Source organism: Mesorhizobium sp. B3-1-6 (assembly GCF_006439555.1).
Lineage (GTDB): Bacteria > Pseudomonadota > Alphaproteobacteria > Rhizobiales > Rhizobiaceae > Mesorhizobium.
The window spans coordinates 106,278-126,821 of sequence record NZ_VFTM01000009.1 but is presented as its reverse complement, the minus strand read 5'-3'; the positions used below and the strand labels follow the sequence as shown (position 1 = coordinate 126,821).

Annotated in this window: 17 protein-coding genes; 2 read left to right on the top strand and 15 right to left on the bottom strand. The window is 63.3% G+C overall.

Annotation, left to right across the window (positions count from 1 at the left end):
- Positions 1 to 28: 28 nt before the first annotated feature.
- The 3 genes from FJ414_RS10515 to FJ414_RS10505 all read right to left on the bottom strand — a co-directional run bounded on the left by FJ414_RS10515 (position 29) and on the right by FJ414_RS10505 (position 4,833).
- Positions 29 to 1,945 carry a potassium transporter Kup gene (locus FJ414_RS10515; RefSeq protein WP_140644240.1) on the bottom strand — a complete coding sequence of 639 codons (1,917 nt, stop codon included), beginning with the start codon at positions 1,943 to 1,945 and terminating at the stop codon, positions 29 to 31.
- A gap of 147 nt (positions 1,946 to 2,092) precedes the next feature.
- Positions 2,093 to 3,919, bottom strand: a complete 1,827-nt coding sequence (locus FJ414_RS10510; protein WP_246672361.1) for a potassium transporter Kup — start codon at positions 3,917 to 3,919, stop codon at positions 2,093 to 2,095.
- A gap of 173 nt (positions 3,920 to 4,092) precedes the next feature.
- Positions 4,093 to 4,833, bottom strand: coding sequence for a pyridoxine 5'-phosphate synthase (locus FJ414_RS10505; RefSeq protein ID WP_140644236.1), 741 nt, complete (start codon positions 4,831 to 4,833; stop codon positions 4,093 to 4,095).
- A gap of 108 nt (positions 4,834 to 4,941) precedes the next feature.
- Between FJ414_RS10505 and FJ414_RS10500 the strand changes: the two genes are divergently transcribed.
- Positions 4,942 to 5,337 (top strand): STAS/SEC14 domain-containing protein, encoded by a 396-nt coding sequence (locus FJ414_RS10500; RefSeq protein WP_140644234.1) that lies wholly within the window; start codon positions 4,942 to 4,944, stop codon positions 5,335 to 5,337.
- Between the two features lie 12 nt (positions 5,338 to 5,349).
- On the opposite strand, the gene FJ414_RS10495 is transcribed toward FJ414_RS10500, so the two are convergent.
- The 10 genes from FJ414_RS10495 to FJ414_RS10450 all read right to left on the bottom strand — a co-directional run bounded on the left by FJ414_RS10495 (position 5,350) and on the right by FJ414_RS10450 (position 16,655).
- The gene (locus FJ414_RS10495) at positions 5,350 to 6,477 is read right to left on the bottom strand and encodes an ATP-dependent RecD-like DNA helicase (protein WP_140644232.1); all 1,128 of its coding nucleotides are present in this window, start codon (positions 6,475 to 6,477) and stop codon (positions 5,350 to 5,352) included.
- 146 nt (positions 6,478 to 6,623) lie between these two features.
- The gene (locus FJ414_RS10490; RefSeq protein ID WP_140644230.1) at positions 6,624 to 6,974 is read right to left on the bottom strand and encodes a nitrile hydratase accessory protein; all 351 of its coding nucleotides are present in this window, start codon (positions 6,972 to 6,974) and stop codon (positions 6,624 to 6,626) included.
- Positions 6,961 to 7,620, bottom strand: coding sequence for a nitrile hydratase subunit beta (gene nthB, locus FJ414_RS10485; RefSeq protein WP_140644228.1), 660 nt, complete (start codon positions 7,618 to 7,620; stop codon positions 6,961 to 6,963). The genes FJ414_RS10490 and nthB overlap by 14 nt, the downstream gene beginning before the upstream one ends.
- On the bottom strand, positions 7,617 to 8,222 hold the full coding sequence (gene nthA, locus FJ414_RS10480) for a nitrile hydratase subunit alpha (protein ID WP_140644226.1): 606 nt from the start codon (positions 8,220 to 8,222) through the stop codon (positions 7,617 to 7,619). The genes nthB and nthA overlap by 4 nt, the downstream gene beginning before the upstream one ends.
- A gap of 63 nt (positions 8,223 to 8,285) precedes the next feature.
- Positions 8,286 to 11,441, bottom strand: coding sequence for an efflux RND transporter permease subunit (locus FJ414_RS10475; protein ID WP_140644224.1), 3,156 nt, complete (start codon positions 11,439 to 11,441; stop codon positions 8,286 to 8,288).
- Positions 11,438 to 12,727, bottom strand: a complete 1,290-nt coding sequence (locus FJ414_RS10470) for an efflux RND transporter periplasmic adaptor subunit (RefSeq protein ID WP_140644222.1) — start codon at positions 12,725 to 12,727, stop codon at positions 11,438 to 11,440. The genes FJ414_RS10475 and FJ414_RS10470 overlap by 4 nt, the downstream gene beginning before the upstream one ends.
- A 269-nt stretch (positions 12,728 to 12,996) precedes the next feature.
- Positions 12,997 to 13,593: a LysE family translocator gene (locus tag FJ414_RS10465; protein ID WP_140644221.1), complete on the bottom strand. Its 597-nt coding sequence runs from the start codon at positions 13,591 to 13,593 to the stop codon at positions 12,997 to 12,999.
- A 106-nt stretch (positions 13,594 to 13,699) separates the two neighbouring features.
- A complete protein-coding gene (ilvN, locus tag FJ414_RS10460) occupies positions 13,700 to 14,275 on the bottom strand; it encodes an acetolactate synthase small subunit (RefSeq protein WP_140644219.1) in 576 nt (191 codons plus the stop codon).
- A gap of 84 nt (positions 14,276 to 14,359) precedes the next feature.
- The gene (locus tag FJ414_RS10455) at positions 14,360 to 16,141 is read right to left on the bottom strand and encodes an acetolactate synthase 3 large subunit (protein WP_140644217.1); all 1,782 of its coding nucleotides are present in this window, start codon (positions 16,139 to 16,141) and stop codon (positions 14,360 to 14,362) included.
- 121 nt (positions 16,142 to 16,262) lie between these two features.
- On the bottom strand, positions 16,263 to 16,655 hold the full coding sequence (locus FJ414_RS10450; RefSeq protein WP_140644215.1) for a hypothetical protein: 393 nt from the start codon (positions 16,653 to 16,655) through the stop codon (positions 16,263 to 16,265).
- 76 nt (positions 16,656 to 16,731) lie between these two features.
- Between FJ414_RS10450 and FJ414_RS10445 the strand changes: the two genes are divergently transcribed.
- Complete coding sequence (locus FJ414_RS10445) at positions 16,732 to 18,540, top strand: NAD(P)/FAD-dependent oxidoreductase (RefSeq protein ID WP_140644213.1); 1,809 nt, start codon at positions 16,732 to 16,734, stop codon at positions 18,538 to 18,540.
- 208 nt (positions 18,541 to 18,748) lie between these two features.
- On the opposite strand, the gene FJ414_RS10440 is transcribed toward FJ414_RS10445, so the two are convergent.
- On the bottom strand, positions 18,749 to 19,339 hold the full coding sequence (locus tag FJ414_RS10440; RefSeq protein WP_140644211.1) for an HD domain-containing protein: 591 nt from the start codon (positions 19,337 to 19,339) through the stop codon (positions 18,749 to 18,751).
- Positions 19,336 to 20,487 (bottom strand): gamma-butyrobetaine dioxygenase, encoded by a 1,152-nt coding sequence (locus FJ414_RS10435; protein ID WP_140644209.1) that lies wholly within the window; start codon positions 20,485 to 20,487, stop codon positions 19,336 to 19,338. Before FJ414_RS10435 ends, FJ414_RS10440 begins: the two co-directional genes overlap by 4 nt.
- Positions 20,488 to 20,544: the final 57 nt, after the last annotated feature.

The window sequence follows — 20,544 nt, the reverse complement described above, 5'->3', positions numbered from 1 at the left end:
GGGACGTCAGCCTATGCGGCGCAGTCTGTCAGATCGCGACCTGCGTGCCAATCTCCACCACGCGCCCGGTGGGAATCTGGAAATACTCCGTCGCGTCCGCCGCCGTTTTCGCCAGGCCGATGAACAACCGGTCCTGCCAGATCGGCATGCCGGAATTGGGCGATGCCTTCAACGAGCGCCGCGACAGGAAGAACGACGTCGTCATGATGTCGAACTTCCAGCCTTGCTTGCGGCAGATCGCCAGCGCGCGCGGGATGTTCGGCTGCTCCATGTAGCCGAAGGTCAAGGTCACGCGCATGAACAGCTCGTTGACCGTCTCCAGCTTCACGCGCTCGCTGTCGGGCACCACCGGTTGCGGCGCCGTCACCACCGACAGGATGACGTTCTTTTCGTGCAGCACCTTGTAGTGCTTGAGGCTGTGCATCAGCGCGGTCGGCGCGCTCAGCGGATCGCTGGTCAGGAACACCGCGGTGCCGGACACCAGTTGCGGTTTCTTCTTCAGAAGGTTCCCCGCCAGAAAATCGAGCGGGATCTCGTTGCGGCGGGTCTTGTCGAACAGATAGCGGCTGCCACGCACCCAGGTCCACATGCCCAGGATGATGGCGAAGGCGACCGCGAGCGACGCCCAGCCGCCCTCGAATACCTTGACGATGTTGGAGGCGAAGAAGCCGATATCGATCAGGGCAAACACCGCGGTGAGCGCGATGGCCGGCCAGATGTTCCATTTCCAGATGCGCGTCATGACGATGAACAGCAGCGTCGTCGTCACCAGCATGTTGCCGGTCACCGAGATGCCATAGGCCGAGGCGAGCTTGCTGGATTCACCGAAGCCGACCACGAGCATCATGACGACGAGCGCGATCAGCATGTTGACGCGCGGCATGTAGACCTGGCCGGACTGCTTTTCCGACGTATGCAGGATTTCCAGCCGCGGCAGCATGTTGAGCTGCACGGCCTGCCGGGTGAGCGAATAGGCGCCGGAGATCACCGCCTGGCTGGCGATGACCGTCGCCGCCGCCGCCAGCACCACCATCGGGATCAGCGCCCAGCCCTCGTTCATCTCGAAGAACGGATGGCCGACCGTGCCGCCCTTGGCAAGCACGAAGGCGCCCTGCCCGGCATAGTTCAAAAGCAGGCAGGGGAACACGATCGCCAGCCACGCCAGCACAATCGGCTTGCGGCCGAAATGGCCGAGGTCCGCGTAGAGCGCCTCGGCGCCGGTGACCGCCAGGAAGACGGCGCCGACCGTGACGAAAGACACATCCGGTGAATTGATGAAGAAGGCCACGATGTAATGCGGGCTTATGGCCCACAGGATTTCCGGGTCGTCGATGATGTGATTGAGACCGGACAGGCCGATCGCGAGAAACCAGACGGCGGTAACCGGGCCGAACACCAGGCCCACGCCGCCGGTGCCGAAGCGTTGCACAGCAAACAGCATCGCAAGGATCAAAAGGGTCAGCGGCACGACATAGGGCTGAAAAGCAGGTGTGACGACATTCATGCCCTCGACCGCCGACAGCACCGAGATGGCGGGCGTGATAACCGCGTCGCCGAAGAACAGCGATGCGCCCACGATACCGATGCCCAGCACGATCGCCGAGCGTGTCGGGAAGGTACCGCGCGCCAGCGCCATCAATGACAGCACGCCGCCCTCGCCGCGGTTGTCGGCGCGCAACACGAACATGATGTACTTGATCGTCACTGTAATCGTGAGCGACCAGATGATCAGCGACAGCACGCCCAGAATGTCGGCGCGGTTGGCGACGTCGCCGCCCGAGGAAGCATGCAACGCTTCGCGAAACGCGTAGATCGGGCTGGTGCCGATGTCGCCATAGACCACGCCGAGCGCGCCCAGCATCAGCACCTTGGTGCTGTGCTGCTCTATTTCGGGATGGCTCGATTGGTCGACGGGTTCTGCCTCAGCACCATTGGCAAGGGCCATGGACGACACTCCGATAAAACGCGCGGTGCTCTACGCTTGCTGCGGTGCAATATCAAGTGCCCCGACGTAAGGGCTCCCATGCCGCCGACGCAGGGCTTTCAATATATGGTACGCGCGGGCTTCTTCATCCGGCGTAGATCGAGGCTGTCAGATCGCTACCTGCGTGCCGATCTCCACCACGCGCCCCGTCGGAATCTGGAAATACTCGGTCGCATCCGCGGCCGAACGCGCCAGGCTGATGAACAGCCGGTCCTGCCAGACCGGCATGCCGGAATTGGGCGACGCCTTCAGCGAGCGCCGCGACAGGAAGAACGACGTCGTCATGATGTCGAACTTCCAGCCCTGCTTGCGGCAAATGGCCAGGGCCCGCGGAATGTTGGGCTGTTCCATGTAGCCGAAGGTCAGCGTCACCCGCATGAACAGTTCGTTGACCGTCTCCATCTTGACGCGCTCGCTGTCCGGAACCACCGGTTGCGGCGCCGTCACCACCGAGAGGATGACGTTCTTTTCGTGCAGCACCTTGTAATGCTTGAGGCTGTGCATCAACGCGGTCGGCGCGCTCAGCGGATCGCTGGTCAGGAACACGGCGGTGCCCGAGACCAGCTGCGGTTTTTTCTTCAGCAGATTTGCCGCCAGGAAGTCGAGCGGGATCTCGTTGCGGCGCGTCTTGTCGAAAAGGTAGCGGGTTCCGCGGATCCAGGTCCACATGATCAGGCCCATGAGACAGGCGACGGTGATCGACACCCAGCCGCCTTCGACGATCTTGACGACATTGGCCGAGAAGAAGCCGAGATCGATGACGCCGAACAGCATTGCCAGCGCCAAAGCAGCAGCAACCTGCCATTTCCACAGCCAGCGCATCACCACGAACAAAAGGATCGTCGTCATCAGCATCTCGCCCGTCACCGAAATGCCGTAGGCCGAGGCAAGCGCGCTCGAGCTGCCGAAACCGACGACCAGGAGCATCACGCCGAGCGCGACCAGGAGATTGACCCTGGGCATATAGATCTGGCCGCTCTGCATCTCGGAGGTGTGCTGCACCTCGATGCGCGGCAGAAGGTTGAGCTGCACAGCCTGTCTTGTCAGCGAGAAGGCGCCGGAAATGACGGCCTGGCTGGCGATGACCGTGGCTGCCGTCGCCAGGCCGACCATCGGCATCAGCGCCCATTCGGGCAGCATCTGGAAGAACGGGTTGGTCGGCTTGCCGCCATGCGAAAGCACGAAGGCGCCTTGCCCGAAGTAATTCAGCAGCAGGCAAGGGAAAACGATTGCGAACCAGGCCATCACGATCGGCTTGCGGCCGAAATGACCAAGGTCGACATAAAGCGCCTCGGCGCCGGTAACCGCCAGGAACACCGCGCCTACGGTGACGAAGGCGCCTGTCGGCGTGGTGGCCAGATAGTAGATCGCGTAATACGGGTTGATCGCCAGGAAGACGGATGGATCGTCGACAATGTGATAGAGGCCTGCCGCGCCGATCGCTACGAACCATGTCGCCGTCACAGGTCCGAACACCGCCGCCACTTTGCCCGTGCCGAAGCGCTGCACGGAGAAAAGCACGGCCAGGATGACCAGCGTGATCGGAACCACATAGGCATCGAGCGCCGGCGTGACCACTTCCAGGCCTTCGACCGCGGACAGCACGGAGATCGCCGGCGTGATGATCGAATCGCCGAAGAACAGCGCCGCGCCGCAAAGGCCGATGACCAGGATGAGCCGTGAGCCCGGCGGATAGGCGCTGCGCGCCAGCGACATCAGCGACAATGTGCCGCCCTCGCCCTTGTTGTCGGCCCTGAGCACGAAGGCGACATATTTGATCGTGACGATGATGGTGAGCGCCCAGACGATCAGCGACAGCACGCCGAGCACGTCATGGCGGGCAACCGAGCTCGACGAAGCATGCAGCGCCTCGCGGAAGGCGTAGATCGGGCTTGTGCCGATATCGCCATAGACGACGCCGAGCGCGCCAAGCATGAGAACCTTGGTGCTGTGCTGCCGCTCGGTTTCGGCATGGCCCGAACGTTCGAGGGATTCCGTCTCGCTGGTGTTGGCTAGCACCGTGAACCCCACTTCACCGGATTCGCCACGCTCCGGGGTCGCCGCATCGCGCGGAACACAGCAAAACTGCCGAAACTACGCAAGGCGCCCTACCATCCGCAGGCCTTCAAGAACCGTCCGATCGTGCCGGCCATGCCATACTCCAGCGCATCGGCTGTCAACCCATGTCCGATCGATACTTCGGCCAATGCCGGAATACGCTTGGCCAATGCCGGCAGGTTCTTCACGGTCAGATCGTGGCCGGCATTGACGCCAAGCCCGGCCGCGAATGCGGCGTCAGCGGTTTTTCCCAATCTTTCCAGCTCCTTGGCCGCCTTTGCGGAATCGGAATGGAAGCCGCCATAGGGACCGGTATAGAGTTCGATGCGGTCGGCGCCGGTATAGCGAGCCGCGTTCACCCCATCCGGATCGGCGTCGGAAAACAGCGACACGCGGAACCCGCCCTTCTTCAGCCGCTTGACGATCGGTGTGAGGAACGCCGCCTGGGCGGTGAAGTTCCAGCCATGGTCCGAGGTTGCCTGCGCCGGGTCGTCGGGCACCAGCGTCACCTGCTCGGGCTGATGCTTCTCGACAAGCGCCAGGAAGTCCTCGGTCGGATAGCCCTCTATGTTGAATTCCGCGCTAGGAAATTCGTCGTCGATCAGCGCCCTGATCTCCGCCAGGTCGGAATGCCTGGTGTGCCGCTCATCGGGCCTCGGATGCACCGTCAGCCCATGGGCGCCGGCGGCTAGGGCGATGCGGCCAAGTCCGGTCACGCTCGGCCATGGCAGGTCGCGGCGGTTGCGCAGCATGGCGACGGCGTTGAGGTTGACCGAAAGCTTGGCGGGCATGAACTGGGTCCAGTGGATCGGCGGGCATCTATAACGCCTTTAAGGGGAACAGATAGAGGGTTTCGGGTGTTCCAGGGGATAGATGGAGGCTAACACAAGGATTTGCCATTGAATTTCCTCGAAGCCGTGCCGGCGATCCGCCGCATCGAAACCAACCGCGACGCGCTTTTCGCCATCGACGTCGTCGGCGATGTCTCGCCGGCCGATGCGGAAAATCTGTTCGGCCTGCTGGAGGCCGCCTACGCGCTGCATCCGAGGATCGACGTGCTGGTCAGGCTGACCGACGAGGAAAGCGTGGACTGGGCCAATATCTCGCAGGACACGCTTCGCCAGGGCGTTGCCGACGCAATGCAACATGTCGTGCGCTGCGCGGCCATCGGCGAGCCGAGTTGGGCTTCTCTCGTCACGGGTATTTTCCCCAAGGCGCTGCCCTTCGAATTCAGGCGCTTCGATGTCGACGATGAGGAAGCCGCCTGGCAGTGGCTTGGCGCAAGGCCAAAATGACATTCGCAAGCGTTAGCGCACCACCGTCAGTCGCTCGGCGGCGCGGGTGATGGCGGTATAGAGCCAGCGCTGCCGGGTCTCCTTGAAGGCCCAGCTCTCGTCGAACAGCACGACATCGTTCCACTGCGAGCCCTGCGCCTTGTGCACGGTCAGCGCATAGCCATAGTCGAAATCGTCGAAGCGCTTCTTCTGCTGCCAGGGAATCTCGGCATCCGGGTCCTCGAACGCCGCCTTGAGCAGCTTGATCTTGGCAACGCCGCGGTCGGGATCGTCCTCTTCCGGCGAGACCAGAAGGTTGATGCCGGGCTTCACCGTCTCGCGCGACGAGGTCATCACCTTCCACAGCGAACCATTGAGCAGCCCCTTGGCCGGATCGTTGCGCAGGCAGACCAGCTTGTCGCCGGCCTGCGGGAAGTCCGCGTTGAATCCCTTCAACTCGCGCAGCCTTTGATTGTAGCGCCGGCGCGTTCGGTTGGTGCCGACCAGCACCTGGTCGGCCTTGAGCACCAGGTCCTGGTTGACGCCTTCCCTGCCGATCACCTGCGCCGTGCCGTAGTCGCCATGCATGAATTCGCGGCCCTCGCGCACGTCGAGCGCCAGACGGATGATGGGATTGTCGCGCGCCTGGCGGTGGATCTCGGTCAACAACACGTCAGGTTCATGCTCGGTGAAGAAGCCGCCGCCCGAGATCGGCGGCAGCTGGGCCGGATCGCCAAGCACGAGGATCGGTGTGCCAAAGCTCTGCAGGTCGCGGCCGAGCTGCTCGTCGACCATCGAGCATTCGTCGATGACGACAAGCTTGGCGCGCGAAATCGGGCTTTGCCGGTTGAGCGAAAAGGTCGGCGACATCGATGTCTTGCCGGTCACCTCGTCTTCGACCGATTCCTCGCCCTTCGGCCTATAGATCAGCGAATGGATGGTGCGGGCGTTGGTCGCGCCCTTGGAACGCAGCACCTGCGCCGCCTTACCCGTGAAGGCGGCGAACTGCACCTGCCCGTCGACGTGCTCGGCGAAATAGCGCGCCAGCGTCGTCTTGCCGGTGCCGGCATAACCGAACAGCCGGAAGACCTGCGGCCGGCCCTCCTTGAGCCAGCGCCCGACCGCTTTCAAAGCCTCGTCCTGTTGGGGAGAAAATTCCATCAGCGCGAGAGACCGGATTCGCAAGCGAAAGACAAGACAGCCGCTCCATCACTCGTATCGCCGGTGATGGCCTCATTTGCCACAACCCCGCCACGCTAGCAGGCGAAAACGAGAACGTAAAGGGAACAAGCCTGTTTGAGTTTGGCTTACCTTACAGATCCCGGATCGTTCTCCAGCAGGATCGGCTTGCCGTGCGGCGTGGCGTGCGCGGCGCGTTCCCAGGCGGCGGCGAGTTCGTCCACCTCGGCCTTGCCGGCGATCCCCTTTCGCGACAAAAGCTTCTCCAAGGCCGCCAGCCAATGCTCGTAATAATCATGCCCGTCGCTCGCGGCGCCCGGCTGCTTCACCTCGGCGGACAAGGCCTCCGCCCACTCGCTCCACGAAAACAGGCCTCTTCCGTGCAGCGCGACAGTCAGCGCGAAGGCTTCAGCCTGCCACGGCTCGGCAAAGACCGGCTCGTCGAAGCCCGCAGGCAATGCGCCGTCATGCCGGCTCAAGATAGCTCTCCCAGGCGTCGATCGAAACGCTGAGCGTGGGATCGGCGCCCTCGCCCCAGATCTCCGGCCCCTCGAACACCACCGTGTAGACCCATTGCGGGTTCTCGCCCTTGCCATGCGCATTGCTGTCGGGGAAGACGAAGCCGTCCCGAACGGCCTCGATCGTCCCGTTCTTGCCGCGCGCGTAGCGCGGCAGGCGCGTATGTCCGGTCGGATTGAAATTCTTCGTACGCACGCGATCGCCCGCCTGGAAACGCGCCGGCGTGGCGACCGGCCGGTCGCATGGGCCGCCCTTGGCAAGCACGGCCGGCACGTCCGCCGCCTTCAGCACCCGTTTCGGCGTCGCGGCGGCATCGACCGCCTTGCCGGCGGCAAGGTCACGCTCGCTGACGAAGGCATGGCGCTTCAGCAGTGCCTCCAGCGCCTTGATCCAGATCTGGTAGTAGCTCGACGAATAATAATCGGCGGGATGCAGCGATTCCCGCGCATGCCGGCTCTCGTCGATGTTCCAGGCGCCCATGCCGCCTGCGGTGAGCGTGACGCCGAGCGCACGCCTCTCCCATGCCGCATGGAAATAAGGCTCGTCCGTCTCGGGCGCGACCGGCCCGAAACCCATCTGCCCGCCGAGATCCTGCGGCCCGTTCATGTCGGTTCCTTCGCGACCGCCGTGCCGATCATCGCATCGCGGCTCACCAGACCAGCGAGCTGTTCCTCGCTCCAGCCTTCCGTGCCCTTGGGCCGCATCGGCACCACGAGGTAGCGAAGCTCGGCCGTCGAATCCCAGACGCGGATCTTCTTGGTCATCGGCAACGTCAGTCCGAACTCCTCCAGCACGCCGCGCGGATCGATCACCGCCCGCGAGCGGTAAGGCGGCGCCTTGTACCAGACCGGCGGCAGGCCGAGCACCGACCACGGATAGCAGGAGCAGAGCGTGCAGACGACGAGGTTATGCGTCTCACCGGTGTTGAATACGGCCTGCATGTGCTCGCCCTGGCGACCGGTATAGGAGAGCGATCCGATCGCCGCGGTCGCGTCGCGCTTCAGCCAATCGGCGTAAGCCGCATCGCTCCAGGCCTTTGCCACCACCCGCGCGCCGTTGCGCGGACCGATCTTGGTCTCATAGGTGTCGACGATGACGTCGATGGCCGCGGGATCGATCAGGCCCTTTTGCGTCAGGATCGTCTCCAGCGCGCGCACGCGCGCCGCGAACGGATCGAGCTCGTTGTCGTGGTCATGATCGTGGGCCATGTCACGAGGTTACGATTGCCCACACCGTGCCGCAAGCTTGACAGCTTGGGCCAGAGCCGCCGCCTACTCGGCGGCGGTCTTTTGCGGGATATCGTCGTTGGTATCGAACAGCGAGGCTTGCTCGCCGCTTTCCACCACATGCAGCTCCGGCCTGCTCTTCTTCGAGAAGAAGCCGAGCAGCCAGCCGGAGAAATTCTCGAAATAGACGTAGATCACCGGCGTGACGAACAGCGTCAGCGCCTGCGAGGCGAGCAGGCCGCCGACCACCGCGACGCCAAGCGGCTGGCGCAGCTCGGCGCTGGCGCCGGTGCCGAGCGCGATCGGGAACGTACCCATCAACGCGGCAAGCGTCGTCATCATGATCGGCCGGAAACGCATCAGGCAGGCCTTGTGGATGGACTCCTTCGCCGACATGCCCTGTCGCCTGAGCTCCAGCGCGACGTCGACCATCATGATGCCGTTCTTCTTGACGATGCCGATCAGCATCAGGATGCCGATCACCGCGATCACCGACAGGTCCATGCCGGCGAAGCGCAGCGCCACCACCGCGCCGAGCACCGCCGACGGCAGGCCGGTGAGGATGGTAAGCGGGTGGATGAAGCTCTCATAGAGCATGCCGAGCACGATGTAGATCGTCAGGATCGCGCCGCCGATCAGGAAGCCTTGGTTGGCAAGCGAATCCTGGAATGTCTTGGCCGTGCCGGCAAAGCTCGTCGAGATCTCCTTCGGCATGCCGATCTGTTCTTTGAGCTGCTCGATGCGGGTCACCGTGTCGCCGAGCGACACGCCCTGCGGCAGATTGTAGGAAACCGTCACCGCCGGAAGCTGGCCGAGCTGATTGACTGTCAGCGCGCCGGCCGTGCGATCGACATGCGCGAAAGCGCCGAGAGGCACTAGGCTGCCGCTGGACGTCCGCATCTGGATGGCCAGCATTCGCTCCGGCGACCAGTTGATCTTGGGATCGAGCTCGGTGATCACCTCATAGCTGTCGGCCGAACCGAAGATCGTCGAAACCTGATCGGTGCCGAAGCCGCCATAGAGGGCCGAACGCAGCGTGTCGGTATCGATGCCGAGCTGGGCGGCCTTGTCGCGGTCTATCACCAGTGATGCCTGCAATGCGTTGTTCTGCAGGTCGCTGGTGACGTCGGTGAAGGTCGTGTGGTCCGCGGCCATCGCGTCGTCCAGCTTCTGCGCCCAGATGTCGGTCTGGCCGGTATCCAGGCCCTGCACCACGAGCTGATAGGCGCTGGCCGATGACCGTGAGCCCAGCCTGAGATTCTGCACCGGCTGCATATAGGCTTCGATGCCGGCCACATTCGAAAGTTGCCGCCTCAGGTCGGACTGGACCTTCTCGATGTCGGGACGCTGGCTCTTGTCCTTCAGCTGCACATAGAGCCGGCCCTGGTTGAGCGCGCTTTGGCTGCCGCCCACCGACCACGCGACATGCGTCACATAGGGAGAATGAGAGAATACATCGGCGACCTTACCCTGCAGCTTGACCATGGCGTCGAAGGAGATGTCCTGGCGCGCAAGCGTGGTCACCGAGATCTGGCTGATATCCTCCTGCGGAAAGAAGCCCTTCGGCGAAACCTGGATCAGCCACACCGACGCTGCCGCCGTTGCGACGAAGACGAGGAACACCAAGAAGGTGTTTCGCAGGCAGAAGCCCAGGATCCGGTCGTAGCCGCGCGTGATGAAATCCGGCTTGTGGCCGGGGGCATGCTTTTCGCGATCGGCCTTGCTCACCGACAGCAGGCGCGAGCAGAGCATCGGCGTCAGCGTCAGCGACACGAACATCGAGGCCAGGATGGCGACGGTCACCACGACGGCGAATTCGTTGAAGATGCGGCCGATGACGCCGCCCATCAGCAGCACCGGAATGAACACCGCCACCAGCGAGATCGAGATCGAGATGATGGTGAAGCCGATTTCGCGCGCGCCCTTCAGCGAGGCGTCGAAGGCCGACAGCCCGTCTTCCTCCATGTGGCGGAAGATGTTTTCCAGCATGACGATGGCGTCGTCGACGACAAGGCCGACAGCAAGCGTCAGGCCCATCAGCGAGATGTTGTCGATCGAGAAACCGAACAGGAACATCGCGCCAAGCGTGGCGATCAGCGAGATCGGCACCGCCACGGCCGGAATGATCGTCGCCGTCACCCGCCGCAGGAACACGAAGATCACCATCACCACCAGGGCGATGGTCAGGAGCAGCGTGAACTGGACGTCGTCGACGGCTTGCCGGATCGAGGTCGAGCGGTCGTTGAGCAGCTTGATGCTGGCCGCCGCCGGCATCTGGTCCTGGAAGGACGGCAGCATCGCCTTGACCTTGTCGACCACCTCGACGGTGTTGGCGTCGGGCTGGCGCTGGACCGCGAGGATGATGGCGCGCGTGCCGTCATACCAGCTTGCCGTCGTTGTGGTCTCGACCGAGTCGACGACGCGCGTCACCTCGCCCAGCCGCACCGGGTGACCATTCTTGGTGGCGATGATCAGGTTGGAGAAGCCGGCGGCGTTGTCGAGCTGAGTGTTGGCGGTGATGGTCAGCTGCTGCTTGTTGTTCTGCAGGACGCCGAGCGGCGTGTTGCTGTTGGCCGAAGCGATCGCAGCCTGCAGCTGATCGATCGAGATGCCGCGCGCGGCCAGCGCGGTCGGATCGATCTGGATGCGCACGGCATATTTCTGCTGGCCGTAAATCGAGACCTGGGCCACACCGTCGATGGTCGACAGAGAAGGTGAAATGACGTTTTCGGCGAAGGCGTCGAGGTCGGTCAGCGGGACCGTGTCGCTGACCAGCGACATCAGAAGGATCGGCGCGTCGGCCGGATTGACCTTGCGATAGCTCGGCGGCGCCGTCATTTCCGGCGGCAGCGATTTTTGCGTGCGCGCGATCGCCGCCTGGACGTCCGCCGCCGCCGCGTCGATGTCGCGGTTCAGCACGAACTGGATGGCGATCGAGGTCTGGCCGAGCGAATTGGTGGTCGAGATCGAATCGATGCCGGCGATCGTCGCGAATTGCTTGATCAGCGGCGTCGCCACCGATGTCGCCATCGTCTCCGGCGAGGCGCCGGGCAAGCTGGCCGAAACGTTGACCACCGGAAATTCGGCGCTGGGCAGCGCCGCCACCGGCAGGAACTTGTAGGCAAAGATGCCGCCCAGAATGAGGGCGAACGACATCAGAAGGGTGGCGACGGGCTTGCGGATGCAGAATTCGGAGATCATTGGCTCGCCCCGCCGGCCTTGTCGGCCTCCGCGACCTTGGGCGACGCCTGATCAGTGGATCCGGCCACGGCTTTGCCTTCGTGCACCGCCGCGCCGTTCTTCAATCGCGTCTGGCCTTCGACGACGACCTTCTCGCCGCTCTTGAGACCATCGCTGATGGCGCTGTTCTGGCCCTCGGTCAGCGCCACCTGCACCGGCCGCATCTCGACGGTGTTGTCCGGCTTGACCACATAGACGAACGGCCCCTTCTGGCTGGGCTGCACCGCGACCGTCGGAACCGAGGTCATCTGCGGCATCGTGCCGGCCTCGAGCACCACGTTCACATATTGCCCGGGCCACAGCGAAAGATCCGGATTGGGTATGCTCGCCCGCGTGGCGATGGTGCCGGAGGCAGTATCGACGCTGGAATCGACGAAATCGAGCGTGCCCTTGCCAATCGGCGTGGGATCGCCGTCCTTGGTCAGCGTCACGTCGCCTTGCTGCGGGTCGGCGAGCGCCTTGTGCAACAAGGCCAGATTGCTCTCCGGCAGCGTGAAGTTCACCTGCAGCGGGTCCATCTGCGTGATGGTGACCAGCGGCGTCGAGCTGCTCGAGTTGCCGTTGCTGGTGGTGACGAGATCGCCCACCGAGACGTTGACGGCGCCGAGCCGGCCCGCGATCGGCGCCGAGATGGTTGCATAGCTCAATTGCACGGTGTCGGCATCGATGGTCGCCTTGTCGGCGTCGATGGTGGCGGCCGCGGCCTTCTGCGCCGCCAGCGCCTGATCGTAGGTCTGCTGCGTTCCAGCCTGCTTGGCGACGAGGTCCTTGGCGCGCTGCAGGTCGGCCTGGGCGCTCACCAGCATTGCCTGGTCCTTGGTGAGCGTCGCCTGGTCCTTGGCGAGCTGCGCCTTCAGCGCGCGGTCGTCGAGCGAGATGAGAAGAGAACCGGCCTTGACCATCTGCCCGTCCTTGACCGCGATCGATACGATCTGGCTGGAAACACGGGCATTGATGCTGACCACCGCCGGCGACGAGACGAAGCCGATGGCATAGCGGCGTATCGGGAAATCGGCGGTCGTCGCGGTCGCCGAAACGATCGAGGCCGAACGCCCACTGCCGCCTTTCGCATTATCCGATGCACTGGCTGTCTTGTCACCGCCGGCCGTCTTGTCCGCGGCGGCAGCGCCAGCCTGCTTGCCCGAAATGAGCTCCTGGACCTTGGCCAACGTCGTGGGCGAAAAATAGAGCCCGGCGCCCGCCAGACAGGCGACCGCTACAACTGCAAAGGCGATTTTTCCGCGCATCGACAAAGTAAGCCCTCTACCCGACACGCCGATCCCGGTGGTCCATCTTAGCTCGATTCACGGCGCTTCGCCGCGATTTTCGCCGAATAGATAGGACAAGGCTCTGGCGGAAAAGGGCCAAAACGCGGGATTACGAAGATTTAATGTGCAGTGCACAATCGTTGGGCAGCCGGCAAACGAGGTCGCGAGCAGCTCTGCGGCCCATCCGAAAGGCTGTCTAGATGTGTCGATATTCAGGTCAGGCCGGCCTCACCTGAATATCGATACACCTAACCGAGCATCGGCCACAGCGTCGCCGCCAGCAGCACGCCCATGGCGATGTTGAACCATTTCAGCCGCACCGGATCCGACAGGAAGCCGCGCAGCGCCGTGCCGAAGCCGGCCCACACCGAGACGCTGGGCAGGTTGACGATGGTAAAGGCGATCGAGATCAGCGCCACCGAGACGAACGGGTGATCGGAATTGGTGTAGACGGCCATGGCGGTGATGGCCATCACCCATGCCTTAGGGTTGACCCACTGGAACGCAGCGGCGTCGATGAAGCGCATCGGCCGCCCCTCCGCCCCATTTCCGTCGCTTATCGAGCGGGACATGGCGATCTTCCAGGCGAGGTAGAGCAGATAGGCGGCGCCCGCGATCTTCAGCGCCGTATGCAGCGCCGGAAACGCCGTCAGCACCGCGCCGAGCCCGAAGCCGACGGCCAAAAGCAGGACCAGAAAGCCGATGCCGATGCCCAGCATGTGCGGAACCGTCCTGGCGATACCGAAATTGACGCCGGAAGCGAGCAGCATGAGGTTGTTCGGCCCCGGCGTGATCGACGTCACGAAGGCGTAGACCAGCAGGGCAAGGAATGCGTCGAGCGACATGTTATCCTCCCCGATATGTCAGCCTTACTGTCCTTTTAGCACATGCGCAAAAGCCAGAAACGGGCAACCGCCGGGCCAAAGCTTGAAAACAGGACGGTCGTCCTGTTCACATTCCCTGCGGACCGCGGTTCATCGCCGCCACGCCGGTGCGGCAGATCTCGACCAGGCCGAGCGGCTTCATGATGGCGATGAACTGGTCGAGCTTGGACCCCTTGCCGGTGATCTCGAAGATGAAATGCTCGGTGTTGGCATCGATGACCGAGGCGCGGAAAGCATCCGCAAGGCGAAGCGCCTCGACCCGGGCGTCACCGGTGCCGGCGACCTTGACCAGCGCCAGCTCCCGTTCCAGCGGCCGCTCCTGCCCAAGCTCATGCGAGCGCACGGTCAGGTCGACCACCCTGTGCACCGGCACGATGCGTTCGAGCTGGTGCTTGATCTGCTCCATCACATGCGGCGTGCCGCGCGTCACGATGGTGATGCGCGACAGATGCCGTTCGTGCTCGGTCTCCGAGACGGTAAGGCTCTCGATGTTGTAGCCACGGCCCGAGAACAGGCCGATGACGCGGGCAAGCACGCCCGGCTCGTTGTCGACCAGCACGGAGAGCGTGTGCGTTTCCGGCTTCTCGGTTTCCTTGGCGATGAAATAGGCGGAGCCGGTCGGTTGAAGGTGCTGTGCGTTCATAAGGTGAATCTCGATTTCAGACTTTTTGAGCTAATTCTCTGTTTGCGCACGGCTTTCTCGCGACAGCCCCGCCTTGATGGCTGCCTACACCAATTCCCTGCCCTTGGCGTCGATGGCGTTGGCCACCGCCTCGTCGGTCGCCTCGTCCGGCAGCAGCATCTCGTTATGCGCCTTGCCCGACGGGATCATCGGGAAGCAGTTGGCCAAGGTCGCCACGCGGCAGTCGAACAGCACCGGCTTCTTCACCGAGATCATCTCCTTGATCGCGTCGTCGAGCTCGTCCGGCTTGTCGCAGCGTATGCCGTGGCCGCCATAGGCTTCCGCCAGCTTGACGAAGTCCGGCATCGCCTCGGTGTAGGAATGCGACAGCCGGTTGCCGTGCAGCAGCTGCTGCCATTGGCGCACCATGCCCATATACTGGTTGTTCAGGATGAAGATCTTGATCGGCGCCTCATACTGCACCGCCGTGCTCATCTCCTGCATCGTCATCTGCACCGAGGCGTCGCCGGCGATGTCGACGACCAGCGCATCCGGATGCGCGATCTGCACACCGAGCGCGGCCGGCAGGCCGTAACCCATGGTGCCGAGGCCACCCGACGTCATCCAGCGGTTCGGCTTGTCGAAATGATAGTGCTGCGCCGCCCACATCTGGTGCTGGCCGACCTCGGTGGTGATGTAGGTGTCCTTGTCCTTGGTCAGCTCGTAGAGCCGCTGGATCGCGTATTGCGGCATGATGACGTCGTTGTTCATCTTGTAGGCGAGCGAGTCCCGCGCGCGCCATTTCGCGATCTGCTCCCACCATGGATAGAGCGCCTTCTTGTCGGTCTTGGCGGTCGCCCGCCACAGTCGCACCAGGTCTTCCAGGACGCGTCCGACATCGCCGATGATCGGCACGTCGGTGTGAACGTTCTTGTTGATCGAGGACGGATCGATGTCGATGTGGATCTTCTTCGAGTTCGGCGAGAACGCGTTGAGACGGCCGGTGATGCGGTCGTCGAACCGCGCGCCGATGCAGATCATCACGTCGCAGTCATGCATGGCCATGTTGGCTTCATAGGTGCCGTGCATGCCGAGCATGCCGACCCAGTTCTTGCCCGACGCCGGATAGGCGCCGAGCCCCATCAGCGTCGAGGTGATCGGGAAACCGGTGAGGTCGACCAGCTCGCGCAGCAAGTGGCTCGCTTCCGGACCGGAATTGATGACGCCGCCGCCCGAATAGATGATGGGCTTCTTGGCGGCTGCCATCAACTCGACGGCGGCCTTCACCTTCTCCAGGTCGCCCTGGACCTTGGGTTGATAGCTGGTGCGCGGCGCCGTCTGCGGCGGCACATAAACGCCCTTGGCGAACTGCACGTCCTTGGGAATGTCGACCACGACCGGGCCGGGACGGCCGGTGGTCGCGACATGGAAAGCCTCATGGATGGTGGCGGCGAGTTGGTTGACGTCCTTCACCAGCCAGTTGTGCTTGGTGCAGGGCCGCGTGATGCCGACGGTGTCGCATTCCTGGAACGCGTCGGAGCCGATCAGCGATGTCGGCACCTGGCCGGTGAGGCAGACCAGCGGAATGGAATCCATCAGCGCGTCCTGCAGCGGCGTCACCGCGTTGGTGGCGCCGGGACCGGACGTCACCAGCATGACGCCCGCCTTGCCGGTCGAACGGGCATAGCCTTCGGCGGCATGGCCGGCGCCCTGTTCGTGCCGGACCAGGATGTGCTCGACATCGTCTTGTTGAAAAATTTCATCATAAATTGGGAGAACGGCGCCGCCCGGATAGCCGAAGACATGCTTGACGCCGTTGTCCTTCAGCGCTTGCACCACCATTTCGGCGCCTGTCATTTCGCGCCGCTCGTTCTGTCCGTTGCTCATCGGTCTGGTCCCGTACTGTCCGCCATCTGGCGATTTGCTGGTCGTTTAGTCGTGTTTCAGGCAATAAAAAAGGCCCCCGAGGGAGCCTGTGTGATGCGCATGGGAGGTTTTCGCCCGGCGGTTACACCGCCTTGCCCACACGCCTGCCTACGAGAATGAGTGCCGTTTTCATGGGCGCGGACAATAAGGGCGAAAACGCGGGCTCGTCAATGGGGTCCAGCGCGAATTCACCCGCCTGTGAGAACGGCGTCGGCGCGCGCTCCCATCCCACAGCTACCTTAGTACAGTTGAGCGTCCCTCTCCGACGCACCACTATGCGCTGGCAGAGGACGTGCGAGGAGGACGCAGGGCTGGCGAACGGGAACATACCCGCGAAATCGAACAGGTGCTGTCCGGCGCGCGATCGGCCCGCGACGACATCGTCGTTCAATCCTGGATGCGCTGCATCGATACCCATCGGCTCGATACGGCGCGGCCGATCGAAATCTACATTGTCATAACAGATTGATTTCATTGTAATCCTTGATGAACGTCACGATTGGCACGCAGCTTGCTGCTCATGACGGACTCTAGCAAGTGGAGGAGAACAAATGCTCGAGAGAACACCCACCACCAAGGCGCAGGCGCTGCTTGACAAGTTCGGCAAGGCATTGGAAGCCGGCGACATCGACAGCGCTGTCAACTGCTTCCAGGCCGATTGCTACTGGCGCGACCTCGTCACCTTCACCTGGAACCTGAAGACGATGGAAGGCCGCGACCAGATCCGCGACATGCTCCAGGCGACGCTGGCCAGCACCAAGCCGACCGGTTGGGCGGTGGCCGAGGGCGAGGAAGCGAACGAGGACGGCGGCGTCATCACCGCCTGGATCACTTTCGAGACCGGCGTGGCGCGCGGCTTTGGCCTCGTGCGGTTCAAGGGCGACCTGATCTGGACCCTGCTCACGACGATGGCGGAGCTGAAAGACCATGAGGAGAAGGCGGGCTTCACCCGCCCCCTCGGCGCCAAGCATGGCCACGGCAAGGACCGCAAGACGTGGCGCGAGGAGCGCGACGACGAGATCGCCGAGCTCGGCCACTCCCGACAGCCCTATGTCGTCATCATCGGCGGCGGTCAGGGCGGAATCGCTCTTGGAGCTAGGCTGAAACAACTCGGCGTGCCGGCCATCATCATCGAGAAGAACGAACGCCCAGGCGATTCCTGGCGCAGGCGCTACAAGTCGCTCTGCCTGCACGACCCGGTCTGGTACGATCACCTGCCTTATATCGACTTTCCGAAGAACTGGCCGGTCTTCGCGCCGAAGGACAAGATCGGCGACTGGTTGGAGATGTACACCAAGGTGATGGAGCTCAACTATTGGAGCTCCACTACGGCGAAATCCGCCAAATACGACGAGAAAGCCAAGGAATGGACGATCGTCGTCGAGCGCGACGGCAAGGAGATCACGCTCAAGCCGAAGCAGCTGGTCCTGGCGACCGGCATGTCGGGCAAGGCGAACTGGCCGAGATACAAGGGCCAGGACATCTTCAAGGGCGAGCAACAGCATTCATCGACCCATCCCGGCCCGGATAAATACCGCGGCAAGAAGGTGGTGGTCATCGGCTCCAACAACTCTGCGCACGACATCTGCGCGGCGCTGTGGGAAGGCGGCGCCGACGTGACCATGGTGCAGCGCTCGTCGACCCATATCGTCAAGTCGGACACGCTGATGGATATCGGCCTCGGCGCCCTCTACTCCGAGCAGGCAGTGGAGAACGGCATGACGACGCGCAAGGCCGACATGATCTTCGCCTCGCTCCCCTACCGCATCCTGCACGAGTTCCAGATCCCGCTCTACGAGCAGATGAAGGAGCGCGACGCGAAGTTCTACGCGGACCTGGAAAAGGCCGGCTTCATGCTCGACTGGGGCGACGACGGCTCGGGCCTGTTCATGAAATACCTGCGACGCGGCTCCGGATATTACATCGATGTCGGCGCCTGCGACCTCGTCATCGACGGGTCGATCAAGCTGAAGAGCGGACCAGGCGCCGCGGTGCAGGAACTCACCGAAACCGGCGTGAAATTCGTCGACGGCACGGAATTGCCGGCCGACCTGGTGATCTATGCGACCGGCTACGGCTCGATGAACGGCTGGGCCGCGGACCTCATCTCACAGGACGTCGCCGACAAGGTCGGCAAGGTCTGGGGTTTGGGTTCCGGCACCACCAAGGACCCCGGCCCTTGGGAAGGCGAGCAGCGCAACATGTGGAAGCCGACGCAGCAGCAAGCGCTGTGGTTCCACGGCGGCAACCTGCACCAGTCTCGGCACTACTCGCAGTATCTGTCACTGCAACTCAAAGCCAGGCAGGTCGGCTTGCCGACGCCCGTCTATGGGCTGCAGGAGGTCTATCACAAGGGATAGACGACTTCCGAACCTTTCCCAGCAAAGGCGCCGCCTTGGCGGCGTCTTTGCTGAACCGTCGACAACACTTTGCCTTCGGCCGGCCGCGATGCGGCTGCGCGCTCGGCCGGCTTGGCTTCCCTGCATTCATCCGGCTGATATGCCACCAATGCGTGTTCGCCGTCGAAGCAGAAACACATGGCTTTCTCCCCCCAGACTTCGCCGCCCTCTAAGCTGCCTTCTCCGCCGCGAACTTTTTCACGACGCGCTCGAGCAGCGGCACGTAGTCGCGAAAGGCCCGCGTCTTCATGTCGGCGACCTTGCCGCCCTCGTCCCAGATGCGCACGCGCACCGCTTCCTCGTGGAACGGATTGCGGCGGAACTCCTTGACTTCCTCGGCATTCATCGGCCCGCCCTGCAGCGACAGCGTATGCACCGAGGCCGCCGACAGCTTGCCGAAATAGGTCGGATCGGTGGCGCACAGATAGCGCTTGGCCGAGACATGCAGCCTGACGCACTCGACGATGACCGGCGGAAAGAAGGGCGCCAGCACCTCGCCGCCCGCCTCGTCATGGTGCTTGTCCTCGACGTCGTCGGGCGAATAGGTGCCGAACTCGCTGGTATAGTGGCCGATATCGTGCAGCAGCGCCGCCGCCACAAGCTCCTCCGGCGCGCCGTCCTGCTCGGCCAGCCATGCGCCCTGCAGCATATGTTCCGACATGGTGACAGGCTCGCCGAGATAGGATTCGGCGCCGCGACGCTCGAAGATATCGGCGATGAATTCGACGATGTTGCCCGTGTTCAATTCATTCGGGTTCATTCCGCCGCCTCCTTGAAACCATGCTCGATCGCCGCCAGCGTCGACAACAGGCCATCCTTGTCGGCGTAGCAGCCCTGCAGCCAGCGCTTGCCGCTGCCGGAAAACGCCTTGCGCGCATGCATGACGCGGGTGTTGTCGACGATAAAGGATTCTCCCGCCTCGAGCTTGAAGGTCACCTCGAAGGCCGGATCCTCGATCAGTTCGGCGAACCGGCGGTAGGCCGCGTAGTATTTCTCCATCTCGGCGAAGGGCACGTCGACCGCCGGCGCCAGCGAGCGGTTGTTGAAGCGGATGCAGATCAACTCGCCATCGGGCCCGAGCTCGATCATCGGCCGCTTCGACTGCAGCCGCACGCCCGACGAGCCGGCATATTCGAAGCGCGCCGGATAGGAAGAGAGCAGCCGGAAGCCGTCCGGGTTCTCCGCCTGAAGCGCCGCCGCCACCGCGAACCCGTCGACGACGCTGGATTCGCCGCCTTCCACCGTGTTCTCGATGCAGGCCAGGATCTGCAGCGTCGGCACCGGATCCCGATAGGGATTGTCGGTATGCGCCTGCAGGCCAAGATTGGTGTAGGCGAGATTGTTCGGGTTGACCTCGGCGCGCACTTCGAACCAGCGCCCGTAATTGGTCTCGCGGATATAACCGAAGAGGTCAGCCACCTTGCACAGCGCGCCGGATTCCGTGGGCAGGCCATCCATGACGGCAAAGCCATAGGCCCGCACCGCCGAAAGCCATTCGCGCAGGACGCCGCGGTCATGCAAGGCCGCCGCGTAGCTGGCGCGCGGCACCGAATTCTGCATTGCCGACTTGGTCCAGCGCTGAATGACGTCGCCCGTCCAGCCGAGCTGCCGAGATTCGACGCGATCATAGGCGTTGGCCCACAGCCACTGGGCCGGGAAGCTGACTGTCTTGTCCTCGGGCACGAACCTGACCTCCAGCGCCCCGCCCTCGATCGAGGCTGAGCCGATCCGCGTCCCGGCCGGAATGTCGAGAATGGTGATCAGCCGTTGGCCGTTGCCGGCGCTGCGCGTCTTGTCGTCCAGCGCATTGTCGCGCAGCCACATGGCGTGGAAGCGGCTCACCGCTCCGTCATCCCAGCCAAGCTCGATCGTTCGTCCGTCGTCGCCCAGCGTTACCGTCGTCAACATATCCTGAAAGCTCCCATCCTCTAACCGCCACCGCAGGCACGGATTGCATGGTGGCTT

Bases quoted from the DNA above. Each gene is read 5' to 3' on its own strand.
- FJ414_RS10515 (WP_140644240.1), bottom strand. From the start codon at position 1,945: ATGGCCCTTGCCAATGGTGCTGAGGCAGAACCCGTCGACCAATCGAGC.
- FJ414_RS10510 (WP_246672361.1), bottom strand. From the start codon at position 3,919: ATGCTTGGCGCGCTCGGCGTCGTCTATGGCGATATCGGCACAAGCCCG.
- FJ414_RS10505 (WP_140644236.1), bottom strand. From the start codon at position 4,833: ATGCCCGCCAAGCTTTCGGTCAACCTCAACGCCGTCGCCATGCTGCGC.
- FJ414_RS10495 (WP_140644232.1), bottom strand. From the start codon at position 6,477: ATGGAATTTTCTCCCCAACAGGACGAGGCTTTGAAAGCGGTCGGGCGC.
- nthB (WP_140644228.1), bottom strand. From the start codon at position 7,620: ATGAACGGGCCGCAGGATCTCGGCGGGCAGATGGGTTTCGGGCCGGTC.
- nthA (WP_140644226.1), bottom strand. From the start codon at position 8,222: ATGGCCCACGATCATGACCACGACAACGAGCTCGATCCGTTCGCGGCG.
- FJ414_RS10475 (WP_140644224.1), bottom strand. From the start codon at position 11,441: ATGATCTCCGAATTCTGCATCCGCAAGCCCGTCGCCACCCTTCTGATG.
- FJ414_RS10470 (WP_140644222.1), bottom strand. From the start codon at position 12,727: ATGCGCGGAAAAATCGCCTTTGCAGTTGTAGCGGTCGCCTGTCTGGCG.
- FJ414_RS10465 (WP_140644221.1), bottom strand. From the start codon at position 13,593: ATGTCGCTCGACGCATTCCTTGCCCTGCTGGTCTACGCCTTCGTGACG.
- ilvN (WP_140644219.1), bottom strand. From the start codon at position 14,275: ATGAACGCACAGCACCTTCAACCGACCGGCTCCGCCTATTTCATCGCC.
- FJ414_RS10455 (WP_140644217.1), bottom strand. From the start codon at position 16,141: ATGAGCAACGGACAGAACGAGCGGCGCGAAATGACAGGCGCCGAAATG.
- FJ414_RS10450 (WP_140644215.1), bottom strand. From the start codon at position 16,655: ATGAAATCAATCTGTTATGACAATGTAGATTTCGATCGGCCGCGCCGT.
- FJ414_RS10445 (WP_140644213.1), top strand. From the start codon at position 16,732: ATGCTCGAGAGAACACCCACCACCAAGGCGCAGGCGCTGCTTGACAAG.
- FJ414_RS10440 (WP_140644211.1), bottom strand. From the start codon at position 19,339: ATGAACCCGAATGAATTGAACACGGGCAACATCGTCGAATTCATCGCC.
- FJ414_RS10435 (WP_140644209.1), bottom strand. From the start codon at position 20,487: ATGTTGACGACGGTAACGCTGGGCGACGACGGACGAACGATCGAGCTT.